The organism is Megamonas sp. Calf98-2, from assembly GCF_900110235.1.
Taxonomy (GTDB): Bacteria; Bacillota; Negativicutes; order Selenomonadales; family Selenomonadaceae; genus Megamonas; species Megamonas funiformis.
The window spans coordinates 1-14,021 of record NZ_FOCY01000030.1 but is presented as its reverse complement, the minus strand read 5'-3'; the positions used below and the strand labels follow the sequence as shown (position 1 = coordinate 14,021).

Here is a 14,021-nt window from a genome sequence, read left to right as displayed (position 1 = left end):
ATGACTGATACGTATAAGCCTTCATGGAGACCTGATAATAATGATGATAAATTTGCCTGTAGAGTTATGCGAGGTGTAGAAGGTGGACATGATGGTATGAGTGAGCAAAATAAAACTGAACATCATGTAAATAAACCCAAAATAGTTAAACGAGTAAAATTAACAGTAGATGATTATGTTAAAGGTATTTTAGCTGGAAATCGTATGATTTTATCAAGAGCTATTACTTTAATTGAAAGTAATGCAAGTGTACATTTTGCTATGGCACAAGAAGTAATTCAAAAAATTTTACCATATACTGGAAAATCTATGCGAATTGGAATTACAGGTGTACCAGGTGCAGGTAAATCTACTTTTATTGAAGCTTTAGGAACTAAATTATGTCAACAAGGGCATAAAGTAGCAGTATTGGCAGTAGACCCATCTAGTACAGTCACACGTGGTAGTATCTTAGGGGATAAAACTAGAATGGAGCAGTTATCAAGAGAGCCAAATGCTTTTATTCGACCATCACCATCTGGAGGTACTTTGGGAGGATTAACACGTAAAAGTAGAGAAACATTACTTTTATGTGAAGCTGCTGGTTATGATACAATCTTAGTGGAAACGGTAGGCGTAGGACAAAGTGAAACGACAGTACGTTCTATGGTAGATTTTTTCCTTTTAGTTGTATTAACAGGTGCTGGTGATGAATTACAGGGCATGAAAAAAGGTGTTATGGAATTAGCTGACGCTATTTTAGTAAATAAAGCTGATGGAGATAATAAGCAAAGAGCATTGGTGACTCGTGCAGAATATGAACGTATTTTGCAATTTTTGCGACAAGCAACAGAGCACTGGACTACACATGCTTATACTTGTTCAGCATATACAGGTGAAGGAATTATGGATTTTTGGCAAAATGTTGTGAAAGTTTTTATGAAACAAGGTTTTGCTAATGGTGTTTTGAAGGAACGTCGAAAACAACAAACGATTTCTTGGGTGTATACTATGATAGAAGAACATTTGCATAATTTATTTTATCGTTGTCCAGAGATTATAAAAAGTAAAGGAGAAATTGAAGAAGATGTAATTAATGGAAAATTATCTGCAACACTAGCAGTGCAACAGTTGATAGATAAATTTGCTAATGCTGATATTAATGAAAACAGTTTAAGAAACTTATCTCCATTTGATTTAAAATGAATAATAAAGGCGTATCCTTAGGGATTACGCCTTTATTTATAAATGAAGAAAGGATTTTTAAGATATGGATTATAAATTACCAAAAGGTTATGTTGATTTAATTGAGAAAAAATATAATTTAAAAGTATTAGATAATCATTATATTTTAGTAGATAAAAATTTTCAAAGATATAATATGATGATTGATGTACAGTTTAATGATAAAATGTTAAAAGTTTTTAAAGAAAAATATGCACAGGAAAAATCAAAAAACCATGTAGCTTGGGAAGAAAGAAAACAAACAAAAAGTATTCGTTTTTATGCAGAAGTAGGTAATAATATTTTATTATTATGGGATTCTTTACAAGAAAAATAAAAATAACCACTATCTAGCCTAATTTTTTTATTAGATAGTGGTTATTTTTATATAATAAGAAGGTGAATATCTATGATAATTGATATTGAAAATAGGAGAAGTATACATAAGTTTAAGCAGAATAAGTAACAAAAGATTTAATTAAAAAATTTTAGAAGCTGGACGATAAGCTCCTTCTGCTAAGAATAGACAACCATGGTATTTTATAGTGGTTATGGATAAATCAAAACAAGAATGTATGCAGATTTTAAATTAAGGAATAACTAGGGAATTAATGTAATCATTATTACCTAATTATGTTAACTATATCAATAGAGCTCAAAATAGTTTTAAAATTATGCAAGAAGCTACAGTACTTATTTTTGTAATAAATACATTATCTAAAGAATATAGAAAATTCTTGAGTTTTGAGGAACATATTGCTGAAATTTGTGATATTCAAGCAATATGTGCAAGTATTGAAAATATGTTATTAACTGCTAACAATTTAGGATTAGGAAGTTTATGGATAGGAGATATTTTCTTTGTATATCCAGAATTAAAACATTGGTTAAATAAAAAGGGTGAAATAATAGCTTATATTGCATTATTGGGTTATGCTGATGAAAAACCTGTAGTTAGACCACGAAAAGATTTTGATAAAATTGGTCAATGACGTGAATAAATAAAACCACTATTATAGTATAATTTTAAAGATATAATTTCATACTAAATAGTGGTTTTATTTATTTAAATCATTTTTATTAAAATAATACCAGTAATCATCGTCATTAAGCCAATAATTCCCAAAGGCTTGATGCGTAGACCGAAAAATAATTTATCAATAATTGTGGTTAAAAGTAAACCACAAGCACCAAATAAGGCATAAGCAATGCTTAAATCCATGATGCTGATAGCGTAAGCTAAACATAAAAAGGCAAATCCAACTAAACTGATTGCCAAAAATCCATATAATTTATATTTAAATCCTTGAGATTTTTTTAGACAAATATTAGCGAATACATCGAAAAATACAGAACTAATAATCGATAAAGTACCAATCGTACCATCTGACATAATATTCAACTCCATTATTTATTTGAAACAGTATAAGTTCCTTTTTTTATCATGATTAAACCACTTAAGATTACCATAAAAGCTAAAACTTTTAATAAAGATAAGTCTTCATTAAAAATAAAATAAGCCACAGTAGCTGTGCCGATTAAGCCTATACCTTCCCAAATAGCATAAGCAGTACTGATGGGAATTTTTACAATGGCTTTGCTTAATGCAAAATAGGAACAAAATATAAATAAAAGCATTAAGATATAACCTTCCATACCACCTTTTATGGCAAAAAATTTCATTAAAGCTGTACCTGTTATTTCCAAAATAATTGCTAGCAATAACATTAACCAGCAATATTTTTTCGTAACCATAATAACAAATCCTTTCTTAAAATAGAAATATATTACTTCTTATTTCAAGTATAAACTATGGTATAACACCATAGTCAATAGCTCTTTGTTCAATTTTATTAATGCATTTTAATTATAGATTGAATAACAAAGGTGTATTTGAATTTAATATTACTTTGCATAATAATATAAATATAGCAGATGATGAAGGAGATATAATTATAAAATCATCATATTTATGCTATTTGGTAATAGAAAATTGAATAATAGAGTTATAGAGGTTAGGGAAAATGAACGATTATTTAGAACATAATAATTTAAAAAATTTGAAAGAAGATAAGGAGATTGAACGAAAAATACAATTGATTTTGCGTGTGGGCAAAGTCTTAATGGAAAGTGGAGCTGATGCAAATCGTATTGTACGCAATATGAAACGCGTAGGCGTATTTATGAAAATACCAGAGCGAAGATTGCAAATTCATATTACTTTTACAACAATAATGGTTAATATTAATACAGGGGACAAATCTATTACTAATTTCCAAAAATGTTATAGACATGGAGTAGATATGACAGCAATTTCTGGAGTTAGTAAATTATCATGGCGAGCTATTGAGCAAGATTATTCTTTAAATGAATTTGAAAAAGAGTTGAGATTTATTTGTTTGCGTAAAAGATATTATAAAAAGCCTTTAGTGATGATTAGTGCAGGGCTGGCTTGTGGTGGCTTTAGCTTATTATTTGGTGGTGATTTTTTTGCATTTATCTACACTTCTATTTGTGCAATGATAGGTTATTGGACGAGAATGAAATGCAATTTATTAAAATTTAATCCATATGCATCAATAGCTATTTCTGCTTTTGTAGCCACTATTTGTGCATACTTTATACATTTTATGCCAACTAATACGCCATGGCATCCACTCATTGCTTGTAGTTTATTTATCGTGCCGGGAATTCCTTTGATTAATGCGATAGATGATTTGGTAGATAATTATATTACATCAGGAATGACAAGGGCGATGAATACTTTATTGATGATAGGAAGTATGACTTTTGGCATAGCTTTTGCCATAAAATTATGTGTAGTTCAAGATTTTACAAGCTTAAGTATTTCTTCTAATTCATTTGTAGTTTGTGCTGTTGCAGCCTCAGTAGCTGCTATAGGTTTTGCAACTATTTTTAATATGCCACCTAGATTGTTAATTGTAGTTGCCTGTGGAGCGATAATTTCAGTGGGAGTACGCAACTTTTTAATGTTAGAATATGATTGTTCACAAGCAACGGCTTCGCTTGCAGGTGCTGTCATAGTCAGTTTATTATCTTTGAAAGCTGTACATATAGTACATGCACCTAGTCATGTATTGACTATTCCGTCTGTAATCCCTTTAATTCCAGGTGTTTTTATGTATCGTTTACTATTTAGTATTATTAATTTAGAAAATGTGGATAATATGAATTATCATCATGTTTTAAATAATGGTGTTAATACAACTTTGATATTATTGGCGATAGCTGTTGGTGTGGCAATTCCTAATATCTTTTTCCGCAATTATATTAATAAGTTAAAAGAAGATAAATTGATGTTTTTGGTGAGAACTAAATCAAAAAGAGCATAGATAAAATAGAAAAAACTGTACTAAAATCATAAATTGTTTAGTACAGTTTTTTCGTTTTATTTAACTAATTTTATTTGATTTAAAATAAATGGGTCTTTGATATCATTGTCTTTGGCAAAGAGCAATACTTTGGTGATGATTTCGGTTGTTTTAGGGTCCTCATCAACAAAAGGTAAAAATAAGCGACCACGATGTTGGGAAGGAACAACAGAAATAGCGATTTCAGCTCCTGCCATTTGATGAACAAGACCGCTACCTAAATGAATGGAATAATCTGCTAAATTTCCTTTGATGATAGCAAAATTATCATTTAAGGAAACATTATTCAATTTAAAGAGTGGTAAAGTAAATTCTAAGATAGCTTTGCGCATCTGTATTGTAGAATGGCTTGTTTCAGGGTCTACGCCACCTACATGAGCAATGCTGATAGCTAAATCTACATCACGCATAACTTCAGAGAAAACAATATCAGGAATATCTTTAATTAAAATATCTTTGAAAGTTTTGCGATCATAAAATGATACATATTCAAGTATAGGAGCTTCAATATCGGCAGGAGTAAACCAATCAACAGCAGCGTAAATAGTAGCAATAATATTTTCTTGATAATATACTTTTTGTAGACCTTCATAATAGCTAGCAATCCAATTGCGAGTTTTTAAAACAGCTTGCGTTTTTTGTGGTTGGATTTGATAACCATCATAACGATGAGATTGAGCAGAATTTAACTCATCATCTATTTTTAAATATAATTCACGGAAAATTTGTTTGAATGGCTGTTTAATTTGACGTGTAAATAAATCTTGCTGATATATATGCCATAGATTGCTTTTATATAAATCTATAGGGTGAGCGATACGAATTTTATCATCAGCATTTAATTTGATGATATTTTTTGTAGGTGAGATTAAGCTATTATTTTGGAAATAGCCTATATCATTATCATGAATAAATACTAGATTTTGAAGCAATGGTTTTAATATAGGATTTTGATTGAGCAAAGTGATTTCATCTGCCAAAAATAAAGTGGAATTTTCCATAGCTTGTTCAAACATAATTTTTGAACGGCGATATTGGTCAATAAATTCATTTTTGGCTTGTTTTAAAGCAAGATAATATGGTTCTTTTTTGATTTTACTAGGTACAGATTTTAATTGTTTATTTTGTTTTTGACAAATAATAGAAGTTTTACCATATTCATCTACTTGTAAATAAATAGAAACATTTTCTAGCTCTTTAGGCTCAAAATATTGTTGTTGATTTTTGATTAATTGTGTTTCCATATTTAAAATAAAGCGGAAAGTATCAGAAAAATGAGCATTTCTTGCTAAATTATTTAGAGCAATTTTACAAGCTAAGTTTTCACTAGATTGTCTTTGTGAGCCAAATTTTTTACTTTCTTTGTGAAATTGCTGAATGAATATATAACGCTTGAGCATTTCTTTTTGTGCAGTCTTAGTGATTTTACCGCTCTTAGAAAGTGGTATTAATCCGTAAGCCATCAATAAATCTTTGTTGCGTTTTGCAATTATTTGTGCTTTGACTTCATCAGCGGAGAATAAACCGTTAGTAGCGTCAGCGTATTTTCTAGCACGTGTATGAGCATTTCCTTCAGAGATATATTTAGCAGCATCATATAAAATAGCAAAACGTTCTTTACCTAATTGTTTATAGCATGATTTAAACCAATCCAAATCAAAAGCTCCATCACGTAAATCTTCAATGGAAATCGGCGTGTATTTAGCAAATGTAGCAGTTAATTTTTTATCAGCATAACGCATATGTGCTAAGAAATAATAGCAACCGCTGATAAATCCTTTCCATTTCAAAATTTTATCCACTAATGGTATCCATGAAGGTGAGAACATACAAGCTTCGATTAAACGAATATTAGAGATAGATTTATCTTTTAGATACGCTTTTAAATCTTTAGCTGTTTCATCTTTTTTAGGTTTGCAAATACTTAATAGATAAGAAAAGATGCTATCTTTATTAGTTATTTCAGACCAAAGATAAGAGATATTTTTTAATTTACTTTTGCCTAATGCTGTTAAAATATCAACAAAATAATGAATGCCTTTTATTTGTTTGATATTATTTATTAATTTAGTGTATTTAGTAGGCAAATCACCACGTTTTAATTCAATGGATAAAATTTGAGATATGATGATATCGGCAAAATTTTGGCTATAAAGTAGTAAATCTTGTTTTATTGTTGGTCTTTCAGCAGAAAAATCACTAAAAGCTAAAGTCGAAAAATTTTCTTCAAATAAAGAAGATAATTGATTGAGTTTTGAAGATAATTGTTCTGATGAGCGTTGGAAAATATCGATATAAAGTTCATCTTCAGCGATTAAATTCATTTGCTTAGCACGAAGGAAATTATATATAGGCAAATAAATTTCATATTTGTATTTTGTGTAGAGATTATACAGTAAAATGAAGCTTTCTTTAAAACTAATATCGTCATTATAGTTATTTAAAAGTGGCATAAGAATGAAAGTACAACCAACAGATTTACTACCATAATGATATTGCGTTAAGAAAGAAATAGTCATTTTATTTTGTTTAGCTATGACTTTATTAAAATCAAATTTTTCGAAATGACGTAAAGCCCAGAATTTAGCAACTTCAAAACAGTATTTTTGAGGAACATAATATTCATAGAGATTTTCAATGATAGTGGCTAAACTTTCTATACGGGAATAATTATTTAATTTAGTTTGTATATATTTGGATTTTAGACAAATTGAATTGTCATTGAATGTATTAGTTATTACATATTTAAATGGTGAATTTATATCGAAATAATTCAATGATATAAATAGATATAATTGATAAAGTTTAGCGGGTGTTTTGATATATTGAACATAAAAATCCTGCCAAAGATTAGGATAAGGATATTTATATAAATTAAATTTTTCTTCCCAAGAAATGCGTCTAAAATCATTATCTAAAAGGATTTCACTGCCATATAAAGGATTATACGAAAGCATTTTATGTTTTTCGTAAAAATTAGATAAATCATCTACTATTTGGAATAATTCTTGAAGTGAAAGCGGATAAATATCTGTTATTTTTAAAGAATTGTTTACTTCAGATAGTGCAAGTTGAGTTTTTAATGTAGTATCGTAAGATAATTCTTTAATAGTAGGATCATTATCATAGCTATCATTTATTTGCGAAATTAAGATTTGTTCATTAGTTGTAGGATTAGTAAGTGTACAAAGATATGATTTGGCAGTATTAAATAGGGTTTGATTATGAGGATTTTTTTGCAATTGCAATAATATATCTAAACCAGCAAGGCGAATAGAGCCTTTTTTATCGCTCAATAAAAATTTTAAGGTATTAAGTAATTGTTTTTCAGGCTGTTTTAATAAGAGTCGAATGATATTTTGACGTAAATCACTGTATTTATATTTGAGCATGGATATGAGAAGGTCATATTCATCTTTAGAAATGGCGAGTTTATTGATGATGTTATAGCTTTCTTTGCGTGTGGCTTCACTTCTATCAGCTAGTAGGCAAAATACTAATTGGCGTTGAGTTAGAGTTTTAGGAGTAGTATATAATTTTTTCAAATAATTATCGCGCCAAAAAGTATCAAGTCGAGAAATTTCACTGCAAAAATCATCTAATAATTCATCAGAAGCTAGATAATAACTAATATCTGCCATTTCAATCAAAACATCACTTAAGTTTAGAATTTCAGTATGCCATGGAAAAACGCAAGGCGAGAAAATTTTTTCTTTAGGTAAATTTTGCGATAAAGCTTTTAATTTATAATAATAATCTGTTAGATGTGTGGAGCTGAAATTATGCTCAAGGAAATTTTTATAAACTGTATCTTTTAATTTTAGACGGAATAATATAGCTATTAAGGAGAGATTATCTTCTGTTAAATTGTATTGGGTAACTAATTCATAACGCAATTTAAAAATTATTTGATTATCATTGATTACATTTAAGAAATAACCAGCGACTAGTTTTTGATGTTTTTGACCATTTTTAAATAAATCAAGGATAAATGGTATAGTTGTTTCTACATTATAAAAAGCATATGACCATAGAGCTAAATAAATTTCCACAGGATTTTGGCTATTGAGTGATTGATGGCGAAGCTGTTCGTTCGTTAAAAATTTAGAGAAAGAAGCGATTTCTTTTTTTGTGATTTTATCAGCATTATCAATATCAATTAGACTTGTCCATGTGGCTATAGCTCTTTTTACAGATGCATAGCGAATTAAATTATTTTCTTCGATTACTTTTAATAGGGTTAAAAAAGCTTCTACTGTGCCATTATCCATATTTTCAGTGATGGATTGGCGCAATCCTTCTTGCAATCGTCCAGCTAAGAGTAAATCACCTAATAATTTATGCAGATGCTGATTATGACTTTTTACTATGGAATTGATTAAACCATAAGAAAGAAAAGCAACTTGATTATCACCTAAGATGATATCTTCAATTAATTTTATTGTTTGTGTATTATTGTTATCGATTTCAGCGGCTAGAACATAAATACCAAAACTTTGCAAATAAATATAATCTTGTAGTGGTAAATTATTTTCATCGATAGGTTTACAAGATAGTTTTAATTTTTCTAGAGGTGTTAATTGAGTATTGCGATAGATTAAAAATTCATTTAATACATCGAACATGCGACTTAAATATAGATGTGATTGGTGAGAACGTAGTGTGCGTCTATACCAGTTAGTTTGATAAGGGTAATCCATTAAATTATCTAGGGCTAAGAAAAATAAATTTACTTTGTCTTTGCCTAAGATGGTCTGCAATACAATTTTTTCATCATCAGAAAAATAAGAAGATATAGGCTTTGTTAATACTTCAGGTAAAATTTTTTGCCAATGTAGATATAAAGGGTGATTAGAGAGCCTTTCTTCTAAGGAAAAAGAAGTGTAATAATAATTATATCTAGTTTTTACTTGTAATTCAGTTAAATAAATATCATAAATATTTTGTTGCGTTGTAGAAAGTTTATTTTTTAACTTTGCAAGTTCAGCTATTATTTTATTTTTAAATTCTTTATTATTATTGAACCATCTATCTAAACACATAATAAAAATCCTTTCTAATTTTACGAAAAAGTTTACCAAATTCTTCCTGATAACATGGTTAAGCGGATAAAAGTTAATTTGTCATTTTCTTGTAAATTGATTTTTTCTTCTAGGGAAGATAGTTCGTTATCGTTTAAAAATATACGAAATAATCCATCATTAAAAGCCATAATAACATTATCAAAAGCCGATTGAATGTCTTGTTTTTGTTGGCGGTAATCTAGATTAAAGGATATTTTTCCAGAAGGCGATTGATTTTCTATTTGAGTTAACGATAAATAATTTAATAAGGTAGGTTCATCATCTATATTGCCAATAGCACGATGATTGAATTTATCTACTTGTTTAGTTACGATGTCATAAAGTAAATCATGTACAGTAAAAAGGGAGTCTTTGATAATAAATTTTTGTGCTTCAATACTATCTTTGCGTTTGCCGAGTTGTTTTACTTGAATGTAGATTTGCATATAATCCCTCTTTTCTAAATTTAAAATAAACAATATCGTTTAGTATATAATTCGCTGAATTTAAATAAAATCCTTGCAATTTCTTGAGGTCTTATGTTGATTTGAGTGATATTTGAAATAAATATAATTTTGTATGTACTATTATCTTAGATTGATATTATAATAGAATAGGATATTTATTTTATGATTAAGAAGGGCATTTATACTGATGAAGAACGTACCAATTTCTAAAAGCATACCATATAATATAGATGAAAATTATTTAGAACTGACAAGAAAAGTTCATTTGATTTTGCATGTAGGTCGTTTGATGATGGAAAATTCAGCAGATACGAGCAGGATTGTGCGAACTATGCAACGAACAGCCGCTTATGCAGGGATTTTTGGCGACCAATTGCATATTCATGTTACCTATACTACTTTGATGGTCAGTGTGAGCGTTGGCAATTATCATATGACGAAATTGCAAAAATGTTATCAGCATAATGTTGATATGAATGTGATTTTAGAAGTTAGTAAAATGACATGGGAGGCAATCGAAAGAGATTATACTATTGAGCAATTTGAAGCTGAATTGAAGAAAGTAGAAAGCAAGAAAAGCAAATATGCGACTTTTATTATTAATCTTGGAGCAGCGCTGGCTTGTGGCGGTGTAGGTAAAATGTTTGGCTGTGATATCATGGCATCATTATATACTGCAATAGCAGCATTTATTGGCTTTTTTGTGCGCAGTCAATGTTTAAAAATTGGTATAAATCCTTATATGGCGATTGTATTATCTTCATTTACAGCTACAGTGATAGCATATTTTACACATTTTTTGCCGTTTACAGATACTTCATGGTACACTATGTTGGCATGTGCTATTTTTATCGTTCCAGGTGTGCCTATGGTCAATGCTTTAGAAGATATGCTCGATTGTTATATTACAGCTGGCATAACAAGAGCGATGAATACTCTGCTGATGGTTGGTAGTATGACTTTTGGTATAATTTTTGCCATAAAATTATTTAGTGTAGAAGATTTTACGCATTTATCGACAGTAAATCATCAAGCATATATTGTTTATGTAATATCAGCTTTTATAGCAGCTGCTGGTTTTTCTACCATGTTTAATGTTCCGCCACGTTTATTATGGGTAGTCGGTCTAGGTGGAGTGATTTCTGTCTGTGTACGCACTTTATCTATGGATTTTTTAGGTGTTGGTTTGCCGATTGGAACATTGCTAGGAGCAATGGTGGTAAGTATTATTGCTTTGAGGGCTGTGCATTGGTTTCATGTGCCTAGTCATGTGCTTACGATACCGTCAGTTATTCCGTTGATGCCGGGTATTTTGATGTATCGTTTGTTATTTAATATAATTGATATTGATACTTTAGATGTAAGCAATTTTTTACAAGCGTTTCAAAGTGGTGTAAATGCTACTTTGATAATTCTAGCAATAGCTGTAGGTGTGGCATTACCAAATATTTTTGCTCAGAAATATATTAGAATTTATGATAGTAAAAGATTGAGCAGGGCTTTATCAGAACGAAAATATCGTCAATATCATTTTAAAGAGATAAAACAATTAGAACTGTTTAAAGAATAGAAAAAAGACCTAAGATATATGGGAAAATCCATATAAGCTTAGGTCTTTTATATTTTTAGTTTAAATCAATAACTCCATAATGAATAGGAGCGTATTTACCACCACAGATTTTAGTAAAACCAAGGCGAGAAAATTCAAGACTGCGACTATTTTCTTTGAAGACTATGCGATATTTAGCGACGCGTTTAGCTTCATTTAATGCTTCGTGGTTAACAGCTCTCATATCCGCTAATTGGCGAAGTGGATTTAGACTTTTACTGTCTGTGAGTGCATGGCGAAACATAGGATCAAAATAGATGACATCAAAACTATTATCTTCTTGTTCTTTAAGAAAACTTAAATAATCTTGATTGATAACAGTGATATTATCCATAGCAGATTTTAAATCGTAATTAGTAGGTAGATAAGTCTTTAGTCCATCTTTGACGATTAGAGCGATTAAAGGATTGACTTCAAGACCGATAACTTTGCCTTTAGGGCCTACACCATATGAGCTGATAATTGCATCAGAAGCAAAACCTAAAGTGCAATCTAAAACAGTTTTATTTTGTAAAAATTCTCGTCCGCCCATAGCTTCAAGCATATTATCAATATCACCACAACGTAAACGTTTCATGCGAACTTGAGCCATATTAGGGTGAAAGAACATCTCGCCTGTAGGTAAATCTAAGACTAATTTATCTTTTTTTACAATGATTACAGTATCTACATTCTCTTGTTGTTTTATTTTATCAATGCCGAGATTATTTCTTGTGACATAAGGAATGGATAAATCTTTAGCAATTTGTTTAGCTTTATTTTCTAAATCAATTGTTACTTTGCGAATAGTAGTAATTACAGTCAAAATTAAAGCTCCTTTTAAATATTGCGATGTACAAAATTTGATATAGGTTTATAAATGAAATAAGTTATTAAAGCATTTATACTTGCTTTAATCAAATTAAAAGGTATGATGGCAGGTAAAAGTAGTTCAATAACTTTTTCCATAGGTGCGCCTAAGAAAATAGGTGTTAATAATAAATTACAGATGACCATAACGCAAGTCATACTTAAAGCTCCGCAGATTAAACCGACAACAGCAGAACGTTTTGTTTTTGTACGTTGATAAATAAATCCGGCAATAAAAGCAAAAGTACCTGTAGCTAAAAAATGCATGACGATACCGATTGGACCACCATCACCACTGATGAATAGACCTTGTAAGATAGAAACAATTGCTGTCAGGATTACACCACCCATAGGGCCAAAGAGAAAACTGCCAATGAGAATAGGAATATCAGCAGGGTCATATTTCATAAATGGAATAGCAGGCAAAATCGGGAAATTAATCAACATTACTAAAATCAAAGACAAAGCTGCAAGCATTGCCATATTTGTCAATATTTTTATTTTCAATATACTAACCCTCTCTATATTTAATCTTGTATAGTATTATATCGTTTATTTTATTTTTTTGCATAGAAATTTTGTACAAATTTTATAAAAGATAAGATATGTTCTTTTAAGATATAGTCTTTATGATAAGCAAAATATAAACTGCGAGTTAAGCTATTTTTAGGTAATTTTATAGTGAGCAAATTATCTGCATCAGTAATTGCTTTAGCAGAAATAAACGAGATGCCAAGTCCACTAGCTACTAATTTTTTGATGGATTCTTGGTCATTTAATCTAGCTATGATATTTAAGGATTTTTCGGATAGATTGATTTGCTCAAAGTAACTTTCTAAACGTTTTTTACTGCCACTACCTTGTTCACGTAAAATAATAGTTTCTTTTTTTAATAAAGAGATTAAATCATCTTGATTAAATGTTTTCTGGGAAAAATGTAAAAATTTTTCTTGTTTAGGAGTAATTATCACGATTTCATCATGAAAAAAAGGAACAAAATCAAGCTCTTTTTCAAAGGATTTCATGCCTACCATGCCAATGGTAAATTTGCCATTCAAAATAGATTGTAAGATATTACCACTGTCATTTTGATGAATATGCAATTGGATATCGGGATATTTTTGACAAAATAACGGTAATACTTCAGGTAATATATAATCGGCAGGAATGGTAGAAGCACCGATACGAATGATTTTTTTATTTTCTTCAGACCATTTTTGAATTAAATCATTTTTTAATGTGAAGATTTTTTGAGCACATGCAAATAATTCTTTCCCATGTGGTGTGATTTCAATATTTTTAGTAGTGCGAATGATTAAACGTGAATTAAATTCTTGTTCAAGCATACGAATATGAGTGCTGATTGTAGGTTGAGAAATATATAATTTTTCCGCAGCTTTATTGACATACTCCCCATGCCTAAAGGCAGGGGATTCTT

The 14,021-nt window shown here is 29.7% G+C and carries 12 protein-coding genes; 5 read left to right on the top strand and 7 right to left on the bottom strand.

The genetic code is table 11. From position 1 onward, the window contains the following. From meaB to BMX03_RS09005, 3 genes are all read left to right on the top strand, one after another. Entirely contained in the window at positions 1 to 1,185 is a 1,185-nt protein-coding gene (gene meaB / locus BMX03_RS09015; protein WP_015562520.1) for a methylmalonyl Co-A mutase-associated GTPase MeaB, read from the top strand. Positions 1,186 to 1,249: 64 nt separating this feature from the next. Next, a complete protein-coding gene (locus tag BMX03_RS09010) occupies positions 1,250 to 1,540 on the top strand; it encodes a hypothetical protein (protein WP_018998955.1) in 291 nt (96 codons plus the stop codon). A gap of 307 nt (positions 1,541 to 1,847) precedes the next feature. After that, complete coding sequence (locus tag BMX03_RS09005; RefSeq protein ID WP_255361464.1) at positions 1,848 to 2,195, top strand: nitroreductase family protein; 348 nt, start codon at positions 1,848 to 1,850, stop codon at positions 2,193 to 2,195. A gap of 74 nt (positions 2,196 to 2,269) precedes the next feature. Here the strand turns inward: BMX03_RS09005 and BMX03_RS09000 are convergent, their stop codons facing one another. Together BMX03_RS09000 and BMX03_RS08995 are read right to left on the bottom strand one after the other, a co-directional pair. Further along, positions 2,270 to 2,596 (bottom strand): SMR family transporter, encoded by a 327-nt coding sequence (locus BMX03_RS09000; protein WP_091694973.1) that lies wholly within the window; start codon positions 2,594 to 2,596, stop codon positions 2,270 to 2,272. 14 nt (positions 2,597 to 2,610) lie between these two features. After that, the gene (locus BMX03_RS08995; RefSeq protein ID WP_008538325.1) at positions 2,611 to 2,958 is read right to left on the bottom strand and encodes a DMT family transporter; all 348 of its coding nucleotides are present in this window, start codon (positions 2,956 to 2,958) and stop codon (positions 2,611 to 2,613) included. A 269-nt stretch (positions 2,959 to 3,227) separates the two neighbouring features. Between BMX03_RS08995 and BMX03_RS08990 the strand changes: the two genes are divergently transcribed. Further along, positions 3,228 to 4,556: a threonine/serine exporter family protein gene (locus BMX03_RS08990; RefSeq protein WP_015562515.1), complete on the top strand. Its 1,329-nt coding sequence runs from the start codon at positions 3,228 to 3,230 to the stop codon at positions 4,554 to 4,556. Between the two features lie 56 nt (positions 4,557 to 4,612). On the opposite strand, the gene BMX03_RS08985 is transcribed toward BMX03_RS08990, so the two are convergent. Continuing rightward, positions 4,613 to 9,637, bottom strand: a complete 5,025-nt coding sequence (locus BMX03_RS08985; RefSeq protein WP_091694970.1) for a DUF4132 domain-containing protein — start codon at positions 9,635 to 9,637, stop codon at positions 4,613 to 4,615. A 32-nt stretch (positions 9,638 to 9,669) separates the two neighbouring features. Continuing rightward, on the bottom strand, positions 9,670 to 10,104 hold the full coding sequence (locus BMX03_RS08980) for a hypothetical protein (protein WP_008538322.1): 435 nt from the start codon (positions 10,102 to 10,104) through the stop codon (positions 9,670 to 9,672). Positions 10,105 to 10,312: 208 nt separating this feature from the next. Here BMX03_RS08980 and BMX03_RS08975 point away from each other — a divergent pair, with 208 nt between their 5' ends. Then, on the top strand, positions 10,313 to 11,695 hold the full coding sequence (locus tag BMX03_RS08975) for a threonine/serine exporter family protein (RefSeq protein WP_091694968.1): 1,383 nt from the start codon (positions 10,313 to 10,315) through the stop codon (positions 11,693 to 11,695). Between the two features lie 55 nt (positions 11,696 to 11,750). Here the strand turns inward: BMX03_RS08975 and BMX03_RS08970 are convergent, their stop codons facing one another. The 3 genes from BMX03_RS08970 to BMX03_RS08960 form a co-directional block, all read right to left on the bottom strand. After that, entirely contained in the window at positions 11,751 to 12,539 is a 789-nt protein-coding gene (locus BMX03_RS08970; RefSeq protein ID WP_091694965.1) for a class I SAM-dependent methyltransferase, read from the bottom strand. A 14-nt stretch (positions 12,540 to 12,553) separates the two neighbouring features. Continuing rightward, the gene (locus BMX03_RS08965; protein WP_091694963.1) at positions 12,554 to 13,090 is read right to left on the bottom strand and encodes an ECF transporter S component; all 537 of its coding nucleotides are present in this window, start codon (positions 13,088 to 13,090) and stop codon (positions 12,554 to 12,556) included. A 50-nt stretch (positions 13,091 to 13,140) separates the two neighbouring features. Further along, positions 13,141 to 14,021: selenium metabolism-associated LysR family transcriptional regulator (locus tag BMX03_RS08960; RefSeq protein ID WP_143052084.1), on the bottom strand; the 881-nt coding region annotated here is incomplete at its 5' end.

What these genes read in the sequence shown, in the direction of transcription:
- meaB (WP_015562520.1), top strand. Translation starts at nt 1, where the DNA reads ATGACTGATACGTATAAGCCTTCATGGAGACCTGATAATAATGATGAT.
- BMX03_RS09010 (WP_018998955.1), top strand. Translation starts at nt 1,250, where the DNA reads ATGGATTATAAATTACCAAAAGGTTATGTTGATTTAATTGAGAAAAAA.
- BMX03_RS09000 (WP_091694973.1), bottom strand. Translation starts at nt 2,596, where the DNA reads ATGTCAGATGGTACGATTGGTACTTTATCGATTATTAGTTCTGTATTT.
- BMX03_RS08995 (WP_008538325.1), bottom strand. Translation starts at nt 2,958, where the DNA reads ATGGTTACGAAAAAATATTGCTGGTTAATGTTATTGCTAGCAATTATT.
- BMX03_RS08990 (WP_015562515.1), top strand. Translation starts at nt 3,228, where the DNA reads ATGAACGATTATTTAGAACATAATAATTTAAAAAATTTGAAAGAAGAT.
- BMX03_RS08985 (WP_091694970.1), bottom strand. Translation starts at nt 9,637, where the DNA reads ATGTGTTTAGATAGATGGTTCAATAATAATAAAGAATTTAAAAATAAA.
- BMX03_RS08980 (WP_008538322.1), bottom strand. Translation starts at nt 10,104, where the DNA reads ATGCAAATCTACATTCAAGTAAAACAACTCGGCAAACGCAAAGATAGT.
- BMX03_RS08975 (WP_091694968.1), top strand. Translation starts at nt 10,313, where the DNA reads ATGAAGAACGTACCAATTTCTAAAAGCATACCATATAATATAGATGAA.